Origin of the sequence: Sphingomonas sp. Leaf242, from assembly GCF_001422045.1 — a bacterium.
Taxonomy (GTDB): domain Bacteria; phylum Pseudomonadota; class Alphaproteobacteria; order Sphingomonadales; family Sphingomonadaceae; genus Sphingomonas.
Genome location: NZ_LMLW01000011.1, coordinates 120,688 through 139,200 on the forward strand (window position 1 = coordinate 120,688; position 18,513 = coordinate 139,200).

General features: G+C 67.6%; 12 protein-coding genes and 1 riboswitch. Of the genes, 2 read left to right on the plus strand and 10 right to left on the minus strand.

Annotated elements, in window-relative coordinates; genetic code table 11:
• The first annotated feature begins 76 nt into the window (after positions 1 to 76).
• Together ASF09_RS16505 and ASF09_RS16510 are read left to right on the plus strand one after the other, a co-directional pair.
• A complete protein-coding gene (locus tag ASF09_RS16505; protein ID WP_235529865.1) occupies positions 77 to 3,244 on the plus strand; it encodes a TonB-dependent receptor domain-containing protein in 3,168 nt (1,055 codons plus the stop codon).
• A gap of 92 nt (positions 3,245 to 3,336) precedes the next feature.
• Positions 3,337 to 4,323: a 2OG-Fe(II) oxygenase gene (locus tag ASF09_RS16510; RefSeq protein ID WP_060527201.1), complete on the plus strand. Its 987-nt coding sequence runs from the start codon at positions 3,337 to 3,339 to the stop codon at positions 4,321 to 4,323.
• Here ASF09_RS16510 and alr read toward each other — a convergent pair whose 3' ends face one another.
• From alr to kdpB, 10 genes are all read right to left on the minus strand, one after another.
• The gene (gene alr, locus ASF09_RS16515) at positions 4,324 to 5,358 is read right to left on the minus strand and encodes an alanine racemase (RefSeq protein ID WP_060527339.1); all 1,035 of its coding nucleotides are present in this window, start codon (positions 5,356 to 5,358) and stop codon (positions 4,324 to 4,326) included.
• A 49-nt stretch (positions 5,359 to 5,407) separates the two neighbouring features.
• Positions 5,408 to 6,187: an ABC transporter ATP-binding protein gene (locus tag ASF09_RS16520; RefSeq protein WP_060527202.1), complete on the minus strand. Its 780-nt coding sequence runs from the start codon at positions 6,185 to 6,187 to the stop codon at positions 5,408 to 5,410.
• Positions 6,178 to 7,146, minus strand: a complete 969-nt coding sequence (locus ASF09_RS16525) for a FecCD family ABC transporter permease (RefSeq protein WP_060527203.1) — start codon at positions 7,144 to 7,146, stop codon at positions 6,178 to 6,180. The genes ASF09_RS16520 and ASF09_RS16525 overlap by 10 nt, the downstream gene beginning before the upstream one ends.
• Positions 7,147 to 7,327: 181 nt before the next feature.
• Positions 7,328 to 8,140, minus strand: a complete 813-nt coding sequence (locus ASF09_RS16530) for an ABC transporter substrate-binding protein (RefSeq protein WP_060527204.1) — start codon at positions 8,138 to 8,140, stop codon at positions 7,328 to 7,330.
• Complete coding sequence (locus ASF09_RS16535) at positions 8,137 to 10,038, minus strand: TonB-dependent receptor plug domain-containing protein (RefSeq protein WP_060527205.1); 1,902 nt, start codon at positions 10,036 to 10,038, stop codon at positions 8,137 to 8,139. The genes ASF09_RS16530 and ASF09_RS16535 overlap by 4 nt, the downstream gene beginning before the upstream one ends.
• A gap of 112 nt (positions 10,039 to 10,150) precedes the next feature.
• Positions 10,151 to 10,365, minus strand: a riboswitch (cobalamin riboswitch).
• Between the two features lie 20 nt (positions 10,366 to 10,385).
• Positions 10,386 to 12,440, minus strand: a complete 2,055-nt coding sequence (locus ASF09_RS16540) for a TonB-dependent receptor (RefSeq protein WP_060527206.1) — start codon at positions 12,438 to 12,440, stop codon at positions 10,386 to 10,388.
• A gap of 61 nt (positions 12,441 to 12,501) precedes the next feature.
• Positions 12,502 to 13,188, minus strand: a complete 687-nt coding sequence (locus ASF09_RS16545) for a response regulator transcription factor (RefSeq protein WP_060527207.1) — start codon at positions 13,186 to 13,188, stop codon at positions 12,502 to 12,504.
• Positions 13,188 to 15,878, minus strand: coding sequence for a sensor histidine kinase (locus tag ASF09_RS16550; RefSeq protein ID WP_060527208.1), 2,691 nt, complete (start codon positions 15,876 to 15,878; stop codon positions 13,188 to 13,190). Before ASF09_RS16550 ends, ASF09_RS16545 begins: the two co-directional genes overlap by 1 nt.
• Positions 15,878 to 16,447: a potassium-transporting ATPase subunit KdpC gene (gene kdpC / locus ASF09_RS16555; RefSeq protein WP_060527340.1), complete on the minus strand. Its 570-nt coding sequence runs from the start codon at positions 16,445 to 16,447 to the stop codon at positions 15,878 to 15,880. Before kdpC ends, ASF09_RS16550 begins: the two co-directional genes overlap by 1 nt.
• 10 nt (positions 16,448 to 16,457) lie before the next feature.
• Positions 16,458 to 18,509, minus strand: a complete 2,052-nt coding sequence (gene kdpB, locus ASF09_RS16560; protein ID WP_060527209.1) for a potassium-transporting ATPase subunit KdpB — start codon at positions 18,507 to 18,509, stop codon at positions 16,458 to 16,460.
• Between the last annotated feature and the right edge of the window lie 4 nt (positions 18,510 to 18,513).

The following is an 18,513-nucleotide window of genomic DNA, read 5'->3' on the forward strand; positions in this document are numbered from 1 at the left end:
CGGAGCTTGCACTAACACTTCATACCCGTTTGTATTCGGTATCAAAATTACAAACGGGGCAACTTTAACCATGAACATGTATCGTCTTCTCGGCGCCACGGCGCTCGTGAGCGTGCTGGCCGGCCTTCCGTCCTACGCGGCAGCGCAGACCGCGCCGGATACCACGACGCAAGCGGCGACCGACGCCGCTACGGCATCGCCCACCGTGGCGTCGCAGGCCGCGCCCGCTGAAGATACCAATACCCAGGAAATCACCGTCACGGGTTCGCGTATTTCGAACCCCAACGGCGTTTCGACTGCACCGATCACCTCGATCAGCGCCGTGGAACTGCAGCAGACCGGCAACATCTCGGTCGGCGACGTCCTGAACAACCTGCCAGCGCTCGCCAACACGTTCAGCCAGCAGAACTCGACTCGTTTTCTGGGGACGGGTGGCTTGAGCCTGATCGATCTGTATGGCCTCGGCACGCAGCGGACGCTGGTGCTCGTCAACGGTCGTCGTCACGTTGGTGCCGACATCCTCAACAACGCGGTGTCGCCGGACGTCAACACCTTCCCGACCGACCTGATCGACAGCGTCGACGTCATCACCGGCGGCAGCTCGGCGATCTACGGGTCGGACGCGATCGCGGGCGTGGTCAACTTCAAGCTCAAGCAGAACTACGAAGGTCTGGTCGCACACGGCCAGGGCGGCATCAGCCAGAAGGGTGACGCAGGCTCCTATTACGGCAGCATCCTCGCCGGCAAGAACTTCGCCGACGGTCGCGGCAACGTCGCGGTCAACCTCGAATATGCCCGCCAGAACAGCCTCTACGCGTCGCAGCGCAAGGATCTGCGCACCGTCAACAACTTCGTCGTCGTCGATACCGACCCCGCAGGCACGCCGAACGGCAGCGACGGCATTCCCGATCGCGTCTTCTACCGCGACATCCGTCCGGTCACGCTGTCCAATACGGGCACCATCCTGTTCAACGGCCGTGCCGGCGCTGGCGCAGGTCGTTGCGGTCGCGACTCGACCAACGCGGCATTCGATTGCCCGTATTTCTTCCGCCCGGATGGTTCGCTGGTTCAGCAGACCGGCGCGCGCGCAGGCCTGGCGCCTAACGGCTCGCTCATTGGTGGCAACGGCGACACTCTACGTGAAGGCCAGAACCTTCAGATCCTGCCTCAGCAAGATCGGTATTCGGCAAACCTGATCGCGCATTTCGATATCTCGGACGCATTCGTGCCGTTTATCGAAGCCAAGTATGTCCGCACCAACTCGGTCAGCTCGGGCGGTAGCGGTCCTGCATTCTTCCAGGGCTCGACGCTTGACTTGCTGTACGAGCGTCCACGTTACGACAACCCGTATCTGACCGATCAGGCGCGTGGCGTGATCGCGCAGCAATATGCGCTTGCCGGGCTGCCCCTCACCAACGCAACGCGCATTCCCTTCCGTCGCAACCTGCTCGATCTCGGTGTTCGCACCGAGGAGGCCAAGCGCGAGACCTACCGCATCGTCGGCGGCGTGCGTGGCACGTTCAATGGCGACTGGAAGTACGAGGTATCGGGCAACTATGGTCAGTTCAAGGAGCGCACCAAGGTTCTCGGCAACCTGAACGTGCAGCGCTTCCTGCTCGGCATGGACGCGGTCCGCAATGCGGCCGGCCAGATCGTCTGCGGTTCGCAGATCGACCCGAGCCGCGCCAATCTTGGCATAACGGGCGGCCCCGACATCGGCGGCAACCCGGCGGTGCTGGCAGCAGACATCGCCGCCTGCCAGCCGGTCAATCCGTTCGGGCTGGGCAACATCTCGCAGGCGGCAAAGAACTACGTCCTTCAGGACACGGTTTCGGTCGGCAAGATCACGCAGCTCGATCTCATCGGCTACATGTCGGGTGACACGAGCCAGTTCCTGACCCTGCCGGGTGGTCCTATCGGGTTCTCGGTCGGCGGCGAATATCGTCGTGAAACCGCCAAATTCCAGGCTGATCCGCTCGTGGCATCGGGTTACACCTTCTATAATGCGATTGCGGCCTTCAACCCCACGTCGTTTACCGTGAAGGAAGCGTACGGCGAGCTTCGCGTCCCGTTGCTGGCCGACATCACACTTATCAAGGAACTGACGCTCAGCGGCGCTGGCCGTGTCTCCGACTACAAGGGCACAGCCGGTACCAACTACACCTACAATGCAGGCGTAGATTATTCGCCGATCGCCGATCTTCGCTTCCGTGCGCAATATGCGCGGGCCGTGCGGGCGCCGAACCTGCAGGATCTGTATTCGCCACTGGGTCAGAACTTTGCAACCTTCGTCGATCCGTGCGCGGCACGTCAGATCGGCACGGGGTCTTCGACGCGTGCAGCGAACTGCGCGGCGGCCGGCATCCCCACCACGGGCGCTGGTGCGTACGACTACATCTACCAGTCGTCGCTGGAGATCCAGAGCGGCGGCAATCCCACGCTGAAGGTCGAGAAGTCGGACTCGTACACGTACGGCGGCGTATACCAGCCAAGCTACGTTCCGGGCCTGACGCTGTCGGTCGACTACTACAACATCCAGGTCAACGACGTGATCACCGCGCCAAGCGCGCAGCAGATCGTCAACGGCTGCTACGACGCGGCAAACCTGCAGAACCAGTTCTGCGGCCTGTTCCAGCGCGTCGCAGCGGGCGCTACCGGCCCGGTCGGAGAGGAACCCTACCGGATCATCGAAGGCAGCCTTCAGCAGACGACGCTGAACTACGCCAAGCTGAAGGTTCGCGGCATCAACACCGACCTCAGCTACACGCGTCGTTTCGGTGACAACAAGAACGTCACGGCCCACTTCATCTGGACCCACGCGCTCCAGAACGACTCGTTCCTCGACCCGACCGATCCTAACCGGGCAAACCGTCTGCTCGGCGAAGTCGGCCAGCCTAAGGACGCCTTCAACGTTAGCGTGAACGCCAGCGCCGGGACGGTGTATGTCGGTTATCAGTTCCGGTATCTGTCGCGCATGAACCTCAACACGTATGAGGACGTCAATTCGCTGCAGGGTCGTCCGCCTGAGAACGCCGACTATGCCGATATCCTGTATTACAAGTCGGTCACGTATCACGACCTGCGCTTGGGCGTGAACGTCGAGGGTGGTTCGAACTTCTACCTCGGGGTCGACAATGTCACCAACACGCGTCCACCGCTGGGTTCGACGGGTATCGGTGCGGGCACCGGCATCTACGAGCCGGTCGGCCGTCGCTTCTATGCGGGCTTCACCGCGAAGTTCTGATCGCCGTTTTGCGATGATCACTCTTGGGGTCGGCGATGTCGCCGGCCCCTTTTTTTTGCCCGCCCCGGGCCATTGCGGATAGAACCCGCTGGATGAACAGCGAAACGCTCCTGATCGAAGCCGACCGGTTGCTCGCCGCCGGGCAGACCGTGCGAGCCGTGTCGATCGTCGCCGCCGCCGCGGAACAGGGCGACGTCGACGCACTGTTCCGGCTTGCGAGTTGGAACCTGACCGGCGGCCCGGTGCCGCGCGATCTTCGCCAGGCACGCGAAATCCTGCGTCGCGCCGTAGCGATCGGCCATGTCGATGCCGCCTTGCTGGAAATCGCGCTGACCGCGAACGGATCGGGTTCGCCTGCGTCGTGGCACGCCGCGCGGACGCTATTGGCGGTCGCTGCACGTTCCGATCCCGTCGCCGCGCAGCACATGGCCCTGCTCGACGCGATGCGCCTGACCGCAGATGGCCACCCTGCCGCCGAACCGGCATCGGCTCGTCTCGGCACGCAGCCGGAAATCCGCCATTTTCCCGCGCTGCTGACCAGGGAGGAATGCGCACATCTGGCCAACGCCGCAAACGATCTGCTTTTGTCCGCCGGCGTGGTCGATCCGCGTACCGGGCGTGCCATTACCCACCCCGTACGCACGTCCGATGGCGCGGTAATCGGGCCGATGCGCGAGAGCCTCGTCGTACGCGCGATCAACCAGCGGCTCGCGACGATCACCGCGACGGATATCGCCCAGGGCGAGGCATTGACGATCCTGCGCTATCGCCCCGGACAACAGTTCCGCCCGCATTTCGACGCCATCGGCACCGCGCGCAACCAGCGCACGAAAACCGTGCTGATCTACCTCAACGAAGGTTTTGCCGGTGGCGAGACGCACTTCCCCAAACTCGGCGTCACGATCCGCCCGAAGGCCGGCGATGCGGTGTCCTTCACCAACACGCTGGCGGACGATACGACCGATCCCCAGTCGCTGCACGCCGGACTTCCCGTGGTGCAGGGCGTCAAATGGCTGGCGACGCGGTGGATCCGCAAACGGCCGTTCGATGCCTGGACGGGGCCGGAAACGCAGGCCTGATCACGCGTCCGACCATAGTCGGTCGAGCCGTCGGCCGAGTGAGGTCAGCAGCTCGTACTGCGACATACCCGACCGCGTCGCGGCCCGTGACAGATCGCGGTCGACTGCGATCCAGTCGCCTTCGGCCAGCCCGTCAGCGTCGTCGACCCGCACCGCGAGCAGATCCATCGAAACGCGGCCGATTACAGGCAGCTCGACCGTCCCTGCCCACGCCGTGCCGCGGTCCGAGAACCCGCGGAAATATCCATCCGCATAGCCGAGATTGACGATCGCGACGTCAGTATCCGCGGCTGCCGTCCAGGTCGCGTTGTACCCGACCGTTTCGCCGACCGACACGCGACGCCGCTGCAACACCTGCGCCTCGACCATCGCGACGGGCTCGATGGCGGAGGCAAGGCTCGATCGCGGCACGCCGCCATACAACGCCAACCCCGGCCGGGTCAGATCGAACGCATAGTCCGTCCCCAGACCGATCCCCGCAGAATTGGCGAGGCTCAGCCGACGCGCCGACGTGCGACCGACAAGCGCGGCGAAGTAATTGCGCTGGACCTCGTTCATCGCCGACTCTTCGTCCGCACAGGCCAGGTGACTCATCAGCGTTTCGAGTTCGAGGCCGTCGAGCAGACCCGCGGCGATGTCGTCGGTGGACACACCCAGGCGATTCATGCCGGTGTCGACCATGACGTCACACGGCCCGCCGCCAGCGGCTTTCCAGCGCCCGACCTGGCCCACGGTACTCAGGACCGGGCGGGCAAACCCCGCCAACGCCGCCGCCATGTCCTCGTCGCGGACGCCATGGAGCACCGATACCGTCAGCCCGAGCGGCGCGAGCTCGGCGGCTTCCTGCCAGTTGGAGACGAAGAAATCGCGACAGCCCGCGTTGGCGAGGCGGCGCGCAACCTCGATCGCCCCGAGGCCGTAGCCGTTCGCCTTGACCGCCGCACCGCAGGCGGCGCGCCCACTCATGCGGTCGAGCGTGCGCCAGTTCTGGACGAGGGCGTCGCCGTCGAGGCGCAGGCGGAGCGGGGCAGGAATGTCGATCACCGGGTGCGGGATAGTGCGACGAACGGGGCGCGTCGACCGTCTATGCCGGTTCGATGCGGCCGACGGGCACGAACAGGCGACCGTCCTCGTCCTCCAACGTCGCGACGCGAACGCCGAAAACCTGCCCGAGCGTAACGGGCGTGAGGACATCGGCGACCGGACCGAACGCCACGACCCGACCGTCCGCTATCAGCAGAGCGTCATCGGCGGTGCGCTGGGCCTGGACGAGGTCGTGGAGGACGATCGCCACGCCCGCCCCGCCCGCCGCATAAGTACGCAGGCGCGCGAGCAGGTCGATCTGGTGCGACGGATCGAGGCTGGCGAGCGGTTCGTCGGCCAGCAGCCAGCGCGGCTCTCCCGCCAGCACGCGCGCGAGCAGGACGCGGGCGCGCTCGCCGCCGGACAGTTCGGCGATCGGACGATCCGCCAGATGCGTCGTTTCGGTGTCGTGCAGCGCACGCGCGATCGCCGCGTGATCGGTAGGCGACGCGGCGGCATGCGCGCCGCGGTGCGGCAACCGCCCAAGCGCCACGACGTCGCGCGCGACGATGTTCCAATGCACGGTCGCATCCTGCGGCAGATAGCCGATCGCGCGCGCGCGCACCTTCGGGTCCATCGCCCGGACCTCCTGCGTGCCGAGCCTGACGCTACCGGACGCATAGCCGACGAGCGCGGCCGCCGCCTTGACCAGCGTGCTCTTGCCGGCGCCGTTGGGCCCGAGAATCGCGGTCACGCGGCCGGGGCGCAGATGCGCGGATATGTCGTCCAGCACGGTGCGCTTGCCGAGCTTCACGCTCAGACGATCGACGATCAGATCCATGCGCGTCCCCGTTCCCTGAACAGCAGCCCGAGGAAGAACGGTGCACCGATCATCGCCATCGCCACGCCCAGCCGCACTTCTCCCGCGCCGGGCGCAAGCCGCACGATGCTGTCCGCGGCCAGCACGAGCGCCGCGCCGCCCAACGCCGACGGTAGCAGCAGCGCGCCCGGCCGGTGTCCGAATATCGGTCTCAGCATGTGCGGCACGATCAGGCCGACGAAGCCGATGACGCCCGTCACCGCCACGCCCGCGCCGACCACGAGTCCGGTTCCCAGCACGACGAGCACGCGGATGCGGCCCATCCGTACGCCGAGCGACCGCGCCGCCGTCTCGCCGAGCGACAGCGAGTCGAGCGATCGCCCGGTCGTCAGCAACAGGATCGTCCCGAACAGCATGGGCGGCAGCGCGGAATATACGTCGGTCCACCCGCGGTCAGTCAGCGCGCCCATCAACCAGTCCATGACCTCCGCCACCGCATACGGGTTCGGCGCGATCGAGATCAGGAACGCGGTGAGCGCGCCGGCGAGGCTGGTCAGCACGGTGCCGGCGAGGATGAAGGTGATCGCACTCGACGATCGCCAGGTCAGCGCGGCGAGCAGCGCGACCGCGCCGCCCGCCCCGAGCATCGCCGCGACGAAGATGCCGGGCCCGGTGCCGACCCCGAAGACGATCGCGGCGACCGCGGCGAGCGCTGCGACCGACGACACGCCGACCACCGCCGGGTCCGCGAGCGGATTGCGCAGATAGCCTTGCAGCACCGCACCCGACAGACCGAGCGTCGCCCCCAGGGCGAGCCCGAGCACCGCGCGCGGCAGGCGCAGTTCGAGGATGATCCACCAGCGTGGATCGGCCGAGAACCACGCGGACGGCGGCACCGAGACCTTCCCGCAGCCGAGCGAAACACCGAACAGCGCGATCACGAGCAGGCCGAGCGCGAGCAGTTTCAGCGTGCGGGTCATTGCCGCGCGTCCCCGCCTGCTAGCGCTCCACGCCCAGCCGCCACCCCGGCGAAGGCCGGGGCCCAATGGGGAGACGGTCGTGACCATGCGCAGCGCTCCATTACTCTGGCCTTCCCAATTGGGCCCCGGCCTTCGCCGGGGTGGTGGCCAGTAGGAAGGGTCTCGATCGGGTTCGCGCGCATCACAGCCCCGCCCTTATCACAGCCAGCCGCTCGAGCGCCGGCGGGATCGTCGGCCCGCCGCAGTTGATCAACACACGCGGAAACACCGCTTGCGGCGTGGTCGGCAAAAGCCGATGGCGCAGTGCCGCCCCCCGCCCGACGCGCTCCGAGGCGATGACGACATCGGGCGGCTGCGTGACGATCGTCTCCGCCGCCAGCGTGCCGGTATGCGTCAGGCCGTAGCGTACCGCGGCGTTGCGCAACCCGACGCGGGTCATCATGTCGGTCAGCAAGGTGCCGTCGCCGGTCGCCAGATCGCCGGTGATATACAGCAGCGCGCTCGGCGGGTTGGCGCTGCGCCGCGTCCACTTGGCGACGGCGCGATCGATATCGGCATTGATCCGCGCGCCACCGGTCGGCGCCCCCACCGCATCGGCGATGTGGGTGACCTGCGCCTGGCTCTCGGCAATCGAGTCGGGAATGCCGAGCAGCAGCGTCTTCAGTCCGGCCCGCGCATACGCCGCCTGCGTCGCCGCGGGCGTGTAGGTGCTGGCGATGACGAGATCGGGGTGCAGCGCGATCACCTCCTCCGCGGTGCCGGCGGTGGCGCGAAACCGACGCGCGACGTCGAGCGGGATCGATGTCCCGCCCGGATCCTGCGAATAATGACTGATCGCCGCGATCCGCGATGCCGGCACGATCCGCACCAGCACCGCATCGACGCATGGATTGGTCGAGACGATCCCCCCGCCGCCCCGTCCGCCCGGCGGCACGGAGCAGCCCCCGAGCGTCGACGCGACCAGCAGCGCGAGGAGGATCGCCGCGCGGTTCACTTCAGACGCAACCGCACGCCGCCATAGGCCGCCCGACCATAGGTGCCGTAGCCGGCGATCGTCTGGTACGACGCGTCGGTGATGTTATCGACGCGGCCATAGACCGCGAACCGCTCGCCGATCGGGAACTCCGCCCGGACGCCGCCGAGCGCATAGCCATCGAGCCGCACCGCATTGGCGGAGTCGTCGAAACTGTCGCCGACCATCGTTACCGTGCCGCCGATCGACAGCCCGAACGGGAACCGGTAATCCGCGTTGACGCTCGCGGTCTGCTCGGGTCGCCGCGCGAGGGTCTTGCCGAAATCGTCGCCGATCGACCGGTTTTCGGTGTGGATATAGCTGTAGTTCGCGGTCAGCGTCAGCGCATCGACCGGGCGCAGCGCCAGCGTGAACTCGGCGCCGTCGGCCTCGGCACGCGCGACGTTGTCGTACACGCCGAACGGACGATTGGCGCAGATCGAACCGGGTGTCGTCAGCTCGGTCGGACTGCAATCGCGGAAGTCGATCTGGTTGCGCGTGCGTCGGTTGAAATAGGTGACGCCGACGCGCGCCCGGTTACCGAGAAACGCCTGCTCGACGCCGATATCGAAGTTGCGCGCGGTTTCCGGATCGAGACCGCGGTTCCCGTAATCGGAGAAGAGCTGGTACAAGGTCGGTGCCTTGAAGCCCTCGCCATAGCTCGCGCGGACGGTGGTGCCGGTCCGCAACGCCAGCGCGGCATTGGCGCCGAACGTCGTGTGACTGCCGAAATCGTCGTGGTCGTCGTTGCGGACGCCGCCGGTCAGCGTGAGGATATCGATCGGCTTGACGATCAACTGGCCATAAACGCTGGTGATGCCGGTGTCGGCGTAGCTGAAGCCGTCGTTATAGCGGCTGTTCTCGCGCTCGACGCCGGCGACGACACGGACCTGGTCGAGCGGGCGGAAGTCGCCCTGATATTCGTAGCGCTCGCTGCGGCCGCGACCGATGAAGCTCGGGTCGGTGCCGAAGGTCGGATCGTAATTGTCGCGGTTGATGTCGGCGATCGTGAACGCCACGCGATTGTTGAACCGGCCATCGGCGAAGTTCGCATGAAGCCCGGCATAGCCGTAGATCTCCTGCGTCTTCGAATATTCGGGGTCGTCCGCCAGGACAAAATCGGGCGCCGGAAAGCCGTCGATGTAGACCTTGCTGTCCGCATAATAGCCGCGCAGGTCGAGGCCGATCCCGGGCGCGAACTCGACGCCCAGCCGCCCCGCCGCGCCATATTGGCGATACCCGTCGCGCTCGGTGCCGCTCGCCGCCGACGAGATGCCGTCGGTCCGCAGATAGCCGCCGGTCAGCGAGCCCGAGACCGGCCCCTTCGCGCCCGACACGCCCGCACTCGCGAACACGCTGTCGGCATAGCCATATTCGGCGTTGGCGCGGGCCTGCACGCCTTCGGTCGGCGTCGCGGTGATGATGTTGACCACGCCGCCGATCGCCTGGCTGCCCCACGGCACCGAGTTCGGCCCGCGCAACACTTCGATCCGCTCGACCGAGCTCGACAACAGGTTGGCGAAGTTGAAGCCGCCCCCGGTCGACGACGGATCGTTGACGCGGACGCCGTCAATCACGACCAAGGTCTGGTCGGATTCGGCGCCGCGGATCCGCACGCCGGTCAGCGCGCCGACCGAGCCGTTGCGCGTGACGGTGACGCCCGGCGTGGTCGCGAGCAGGTCGGACACCACCGTCGTCTGGCGGCGTTCGATCTCGGTGCGGTCGATCACCGTCACCGCCTGGCCGACTTCGCTAGCCGGTTGCGCGACGCGGGCGGCGGTGACGACCAGTTCGGGCGTATCGCCATCGGGAATGGATTGTGCGTAGGCGGGCGACGCGATTGCTGCCGCCGCGCTCAGAAGTAGGAATGTTTTCGTCATCGGGCACGTCCTGAACAGAACCGCCTGCGACCATTCGCAGTGCGGCCAGACGTCTCTCGCTCGAGGATGCCCCATGGGGGCCTCTCGTCCGCGCCGGACACCCGCCCGCGCAGTGGATCGACCGTGAGAGGCAGGTCTCCTGGCTTCCGGGTCTTCGCGCCCACCCCGCCTTCCCAGGCTGTCACCCAGTGGCATATCCGGGGTGGCCGCTATCCGGTCACAGTTGCGGGTACAGCGCCGGTCTTGCGGCTCTGGTCATGACGACCCTCCCGCGCACCGACTTCCCTTTTGATCCCGTCGCCGGGAACCCTTCACGTCACCGCCATTAGTCGCAGCCCAGGCACGGGTCAACGCAGGCCGTAGCGGACCCCGACCCAGATCGTCCTCGGCGTCGCGCGCTCGACGATGTTGGCGCCGCTGATCCCCGCCTCGACCCGCTCGTTCAACATGTTTTCGGCACGCAGCTCGGCGACCAGCGACCGCATGATCGGCAGCGCGGCATAGCCGTCGAGCGTGGTCGCGGGCGCGAGCACCCGCGTATTCTGGTCGTCGTCGAACTGCCTACCGATATGGCGCAAGGTCAGCGAGAGCGCGGCGGCATCGCGGTGCCAGTCGACCGTTCCCGACACCGCGTCGCGCGGCATCTGCGCCGGCCGCAATCCGTCGAGCGCTGCGGTGATCCCCGATCCCTCGACGGTCGAATTGGTATGCGACCACGACGCCTGCACGCCGAGTGGACCGGGACGATACGACGCATCGAGTTCGAACCCGTGCGCGCGGATCGCATCGAGATTCTGGCGGACGCGGTAGGTCGTCACGCCGGGCAGGACCTGCGCCGGGCTGGTGGTCGTGACGTTGGCGATGGCGTCCTTGAGCCGGTTGTAGAAATAGGTCGCAGCAATGCTGACACTTCGCGCGGGCGCCAGCGTGACGCCGCCCTCGACCCCGGTCAGCCGCTCGGGCGAAAGCAGTGCATTCGCGGCGGTGGCGTCGTTGCCGACGCGGAACGGGCGATACAGTTCGTTGAGCGTCGGCAACCGCCAGCCGCGATACCCCGCGGCGCGTAGCGTGATCGCATCGGCGGGCTGGTAGGCGATACCGGCGCGGCCGGTCGTCTCGCTGCCGTCGCGATCGGCGTAGCGCTGGTTCGTGAGTGCAGGGCCGACGGCGAGCGGCCGTTCGGATAGATAGCCGCCGTCGATCGACCACCAGTCGACGCGTCCGCCCAGGCTGAAAGTGAAGTCGCCCGCGACCACGCTGCCGTCCGCGAAGATTCCGGTAGTGGTGGTTCTTCCTCCGGCCTCGCGGCGCCGCGTCGGGACCGCCGCGACGAAGGTGTAGAGTTCCTGCGTCTTGCCGCTGACATCGCGAACATCTGCGCCCAGCCGCAACGTGATGCTCTCGCCCAGCGGCGGCAGGATCTCGATCCGCCCGCCAAGCCCGGTCGCGGGCGTATTATACTGGTTCAGCGACTGGATCGCGGTCGTGCGCGCGGCATTGATGCTGTTGAAGCTGCTCGCGAATGCGCGCGTCTGGATATAGGCGAGCGCCGAATAGCCCCAGTCGCCGCGCCCGATCAGCCGGATGCTCGCATCGGCGCCCTCGCTCGTATTATCGGTGAAATCGGCCCCACGGTCGCGCCGGTCGGTGAAGGCGCTGGCGTTCACCTGCAACTCGGTCTTCGCGCCGATCCCGACGACGGTCCTGATCGCACCCGACGCCTGCTCGTACGGCGCGGGCCGATCGACGATCCCGCGACTGTCGGCCACCGTCGGCGTGAAACCGTCGCCGCGCGCATAGGCGCCGGACAGCGTCGCGAACCCGCCCTCGCGGACCAGCGCCGCCGAACCCTGCGCATCGACCGAGTCCCGGCTGCCATAAGCCACGCTGCCCTGGAACGGCGTCAGGTCGCTCGGCGTCGCGCTTTCGAGTTCGACCGTACCGGCGAGAGCGCCCGGCCCCTGATAGCCACTGCCGCCGCCGCGCGTCACCCGGATGCGGCCCAGTCGTCCGGTCGCATAGGCGGGAAACGCGACCCACCCGCCGAACGGATCCGCCTGTGGCACGCCATCGAGGATCAGCAGCGCGCGGCTCGACGCATTGCCGCCGATTCCGCGCAAAGAAATCCCCTGGCTGGTCGGGTTGGCGCTGCGCGAATCGGAGCGGCGGAACTGCTGCAAGCCGGCGACATCGGCGAGCACGCTCTCCAGCCGGTTGCCGGCATTGGCGTCGATCCGGTCGCGCTCGATCGTGACGATGTCGTAGGCGCGATCGCCCGGTGCCGGCGCCAGCCCGCGCCCGGTCACGACGATATCGGGTGCAGGTTCGGGGGTCGATTGCGCGATGCCAGCGCCGGACGACAGGAGGACGCAAACGAGTGCAGAGATCGGAAGGCGAATCATCGCCGGCGCATGGCAGCTTTACCCCGTCTCTGGAAAGCGGGCAGACCGGCCCGATCGCCGTTCAGCTGTCGGTGCGCAGACGGTAGCCGACCCCAAGTTCGTTGGCGATCACGCTGCCGACCGGATCCGGCGCCTCGAGTTTCTGGCGCAGGTTGCGGATCACGATGCGGAGATATTCGATCCGCGGATCCTCATCGCCACCCCAGGCCGCGGCGATGATCTTGTCGTGCGTGACGACGCGCCCACTGTGCCGGGCGAGCACCGCAAGCACCTCGTGCTCCTTGCGCGTCAGATGCAGTTCCTCGCCGTCGCGCGTCACGACGCGGCGATCGAGATCGATCGTCAGGCCCCCCTTCCGCACGAGCTTGGGCGCAGTGTCGGCGGTGGCCCGATGCCGCAGCGCGACACGCAACCGCGCGAGCAGTTCGTCGCTGTCGAACGGCTTGGTGACGAAATCGTCGGCACCGAGATCGAGCGCGGCGACCTTCTCGTCGGTCGCGTCGCGCGCCGACACCACCAGGATCACCGCATCGCCGTCGCGCCGCAGCACCGGGATCAAGCTGAGACCATCGCGATCGGGCAACCCAAGGTCGAGCAGGATCGCGCTCGGGTGCTCGGCGGCCGCGCAGGCGATCGCACTGCGCGCGTCGACCGCTTCGACCACCGCATAGCCCGCGCGTTCCAGCGTGTTGCGGAGCAGGCGGCGGATCGAGATTTCGTCGTCGACGACCAGGATCTTGGCGGGCATCAGATCGCGCTTTCGGGTGCGACGTTGCGCACGATGAGAGGGGATGGGAACACCAGCGTGAACGCGGCGCCGGGTTCATCGACGCGATTGCCGGCTTCGACCATCATCCCCATCGCCTCGGCGAAGGCCTTGACGATGGCAAGCCCCAACCCGGTCCCGACGATCTCGCGGTCCGATCCTTCGAGCCGGCGGAACGTCTCGAACACCTCGGCCTCGCGGCCCGGCGGCAGGCCCGCACCGTGGTCGAGCACCGCCAGCCTGAGCTCGCCGTAGCGATGCCGCCCCTCGACGACGATCTCGGTACCGGGATCGCCGTAGCGCCCGGCATTGTCGAGCAGGTTGAGCAGACAGTGATGCAGCAGTTGCGGATCGACCCTGACCAGCGGCAGGTCGGGCGGCACGTCGAGCCGGACCGCATGCCCCTCCAGCGCGCGGCGCGCGTCGTGCGCGGCGCCGGCGACCGCATCACTGAGATCGGTCGCCTCGATGTTGAGCTTGAGCGCCCCCGCCTCGACCCGCGCCATGTCGAGCAGGTTGGCGACGAACCGGTTGAGCCGCGCCGCCTCGGTCTTGATCGTCGCGATCAGGTCGGGGGTGGCACCGTGATCGAGTTCGTTCGCCGCGGCGATCACCGCGGTCAGCGGCGTGCGCAGATCGTGGCTGACCGACGAGAGCAGCGCCGCGCGCAGCCGATCGCGCGTCCGCACCGCGTCGACATCGCGCATCTCGGTCTCCAGCCGCAGCCGTTCGAGCACCAGCGCGGACTGATCGACCAGACTGGTGAGCAGCGGCAGTTGATCGGCGCGAACCGGATCGCCGCTGTTCTCGCGGGCGATCCCGAGCACCGCGAGCGTCCGCCCGCCCGCCTTGACCGGCTGGAACAGCCACTCGGACGCGGCCAGCGTCGCCGACCCCTTGCCCGCCGCCGCGCCGGCATCGAACGCCCAGTTCGCGGCGGCGAGATCCATCGTGTCGAGCCGGTAGTCCGCGGTGCTCGCGGCCTGCACGGTCAGCCCGGCGCCGGTCGTCGGGGCGAGCAACACCGACTGCACCGCGAAGACCTGCGCGACGTCGTCGCAGATCATCCGCGCCGCCACCGCCGGATCGTTGATCGCACTCAACTGCCGCAGGAACCCCGCCAGCGTCGCGTTGGTCTGCGCGCTCGCCGCCGCCAGATCGGCTTGCGCGCGGACCCGCGAGGTCAGCTGGCTGGTCGCGATCGCCACGCCGAGCAGGACGAAAATCGAGATCAGGTTCTCGGGATTGCTGATGCTCAGCGTGCCGACCGGGGGCAGGAAGAAGAAGTTGTAGGCGAGGCTCGACGCGATCCCGGCGAACAGCCCGGTGCGCAACCCGAACAGGCTGGCCGCCACCATCACCGGCAGCAGGTACAACAGCGCGACGTTGCCGAGATCGAGGATATGGAACAACGCGCTGGCGACCGTCGTGATCGCCGCGACCAGCGCGAGCGTGATGGCATAGCCGGTCGGCGAGCCCCAGCCCGCCTTCGACCGCCGCCATGCCAGCGCAGACGTCCTGGTTTCGGTTTCCATCGGCAGGACGTGGACGGTGACTCCGCTCGTCCCGCGGATCAGCCGGTCGACGATCGATCCGTGGATGAATTCGAACGCACGTGTACGGCGCGACTTGCCGACGACCAACTGCGTCGCGCGCGCGTGGATCAGGAAGCCCTGGATACCCTCGACCACCGACGCGGCCGGCACCGTCGCGACCGCCGCCCCGAGCTGCGTCGCCAGCGTCATCGCCGCGGCAACCCGCTGATGCTGGACATCGGTGAAGTGCGCGGTGCGCGGTGTTTCGATGAACAAAGCCGTCCACGGGCCGTGCAAACCATCCGCGACCCGCTTGGCCGCGCGGACCAGGCCGTCGACGCCGGGCAGTTCGTTGATCGCGACGACGATCCGGTCGGTGCCCGCCCATGTCCCGCCGATGCCGATCGCGCGGACATGATCGAGCATCTGCGCGTCGACCGCCTGCGCGGCGCGGCGCAACGCGAGTTCGCGCAACGCCGACAGGTTGGATTTGGAGAAGAAATGGCTGAGTGCGCGGGTCGCCTCGTGCGGCAGATAGACCTTGCCCGCCTTCAGCCGCTCGATCAGTTCGTCGGGCGGGATATCGACGACCTCGATCTCGGCGAGTTCGAGGATCCGGTCGGGCACCGTCTCGCGCACCCGAACCCGCGTGAAACTGGCGACGATGTCGTTGAGGCTCTCGACGTGCTGGATGTTGATCGTCGAATAGACGTCGATCCCCGCCGCCAGCAGTTCCTCGACATCCTGATAGCGTTTGGGATGCCGGCTGCCGGGGGCATTGGTATGCGCGAGTTCGTCGACGAGCGCGAGCCGGGGCGCGCGGGCCAGGATCGCGTCGATGTCCATTTCCGCCAGGACGCGCCCTTCATAGGCGACGTCGCGACGCGGGACGATTTCCTGTCCGCGGGTCAGCCGTTCGGTTTCGACCCGGCCGTGCGTCTCGACGATGCCGATGACGACGTCGACACCGTCGCGCCGTCGCGCCGCGCCTTCGGACAGCATCTCGAAGGTCTTGCCGACCCCCGGTGCCGCGCCGAGGAAGATCTTGAGCTTCCCCCTCCCCTCCTGCTCGGCCTGACGCAGGAGGGCATCCGGATCCGGACGATTGTCGCTGTTGCCCGGATCGCTGACCGGCATCAGCGCGGCAGGGCGTCCAGCGCGCGGTTCATCGCCAGCACGTTGACGTGCGGTTCGCCCAGGATCGATGTCTCGGTCGCAGTGGCGACGATCGTCCTCACCCGGTCGACCGGGATGCCGCGGACCCGCGCGATGCGCGGTGCCTGGACGGCGGCAGCGGCGGGCGACAGATCGGGATCGAGCCCCGATCCGCTCGCGGTGACGAGGTCGGCGGGCAGCGGCCCGGTCACCCCTTCGGCGCGGCGCTTGGCGACGTCGGGCGTCACCCGGTCGACCAGCGCATGCGAGGCCGGGCCGAAATTGGACCCCGACGACGCCAGCCCGTCATAGCCCTTGCCCGCGGCGGACGGGCGCGTCTGGAAATATTTGTCCCCGACGAACGCCTGACCGACCACCGTCGAGCCGACCACCTGGCCGTTCTGAGTCACCAGACTGCCGTTCGCCTGCGACGGAAACACGGCCTGGCCGATCCCCGTCATCGCCAGCGGGTACGCCAGCCCGAGAAGTGCCGCGAACAGGATCGTCATGACGATCGCGGGTCGCAGTGCGGAGGTGAGATCCTTGCCCATGGTATTGTCCTTATGCGAGGCCGAGGCCACCGACCACAAGGTCGATGATCTTGATGCCGACGAACGGCGCGATCAGCCCGCCCAGTCCGTAGATTGCGAGGTTGCGCGCGAGCAGCGGGCCCGCCCCCATCGGCGTGTATTTCACACCGCGCAGCGCGAGCGGCACGAGGCACGGGATGATCACCGCGTTGAAGATGATCGCCGACAGGATCGCGCTTTCGGGCGACCCCAGCCGCATCACGTTGAGCACGCCGAGCCCCGGATACAGCACGACGAACATCGCCGGGATGATCGCGAAGTATTTCGCCACGTCGTTGGCGACCGAGAAGGTCGTCAGCGCGCCGCGCGTCATCAGCAGCTGCTTGCCGAGGCCGACGACCTCGATCAGCTTGGTCGGATCGCTGTCGAGATCGACCATGTTGCCCGCCTCGCGCGCCGCCTGCGTGCCGGTGTTCATCGCCACGCCGACATCGGCCTGCGCCAGTGCGGGCGCGTCGTTGGTGCCGTCGCCGCACATCGCGACGAGCTTGCCGCCCTGCTGTTCCTGGCGGATCAGCGCCAGCTTGTCCTCGGGCGAAGCCTGGGCGAGGAAGTCGTCGACCCCCGCCTCGGCCGCGATCGCCGCCGCCGTCAGCGGGTTGTCGCCGGTGATCATCACCGTGCGGATGCCCATCGTCCGCAGCTCGCCGAAGCGTTCGCGGATGCCCGCCTTGACGACGTCCTTCAGGAAGATCGCACCGAGCAGCCGACCGTTCTTGGCGACCGCCAGCGGCGTGCCGCCGGCGCGCGCGATCTCGTCGGTGATCCGGCGCAGTTCGGTCGCGGCCGCGGTCTGGCCGACGCCCGGATTGGCCTTCAGGATCGAATCGACCGCGCCCTTCTGGACCAGCATGTCCGCAATCCGCACGCCCGAGATCCGCGTCTGCGCGGTGAACGGGATCACTTCCGCGCCATCGGGCAACACACTCGTCGTGACGCCAAACCGCTCGCGTGCCAGCACGACGATCGAGCGGCCCTCGGGCGTTTCGTCCGCCAGGCTGGCGATCAGCGCGGCTTCCGCCATCTCGGCATCGCTCGCGCCGCCTACCGCGCGGAACTCGCTCGCCTGACGATCGCCGATCGTGATCGTGCCGGTCTTGTCGAGCAGCAGGACGTCGATGTCGCCCGCCGCCTCGACCGCACGACCCGACTTGGCGAGCACGTTGAAGCGCACCAGACGGTCCATGCCCGCGATGCCGATGGCCGACAGCAGCGCGGCGATCGTCGTCGGGATCAGCGTGATCAGCAACGCCGCCAGCATCGCGACCGGGATCGAGCCGCCCGCATAGCTGGTGAAGCCGGGGATCGTGCCGACCGCGATCAGGAAGATGATCGTCAGGCCGACCAGCAGCAGAGTCAGCGCGATCTCGTTCGGCGTCTTCTGCCGCTCGGCGCCCTCGACCAGCGCGATCATGCGATCGAGAAAGCCCTTGCCGGGTTCGACCGTCACCTTGACGCGGATCTCGTCGGAGATGACGCGCGTCCCCGCGGTCACCGCCGAGCGATCGCCGCCCGCCTCGCGGATCACCGGCGCGCTCTCGCCGGTGATCGCCGCCTCGTTGACCGAGGCGACCCCCGACACGACCTCGCCGTCCGACGGTATCAGGTCGTTGGTCTCGACCAGCACCACGTCGCCGACCTTCAGCGCGCTGGCCGGCACGCTTTCATGCTCGCGACCGTCGCCTTTCAGGCGCTTGGCGACGAGGTCCGCCTTGGTGGCACGCAGCGAGGCGGCCTGCGCCTTGCCGCGCCCCTCGGCGAGCGCTTCGGCGAAGGTACCGAACAGCACCGTCAGCCAGAGCCAGATGACGAGCTGCAGCTTGAAGCCGATGCTCAGGCTGTCGTGGCCGACGACCAGCAGCACGGTCATCAGCGCGGCGACGACCGCGGTGACGAACATCACCGGGTTGCGGATCAGCTCCTTCGGGTTGAGTTTGACGAACGACGCCGTGATCGCCGGCACCACCAGGTCGGCGGTGAACAGGCTCTTGCTCTGCGAACGGCTTTGCGAATTCTGGGCCATGATG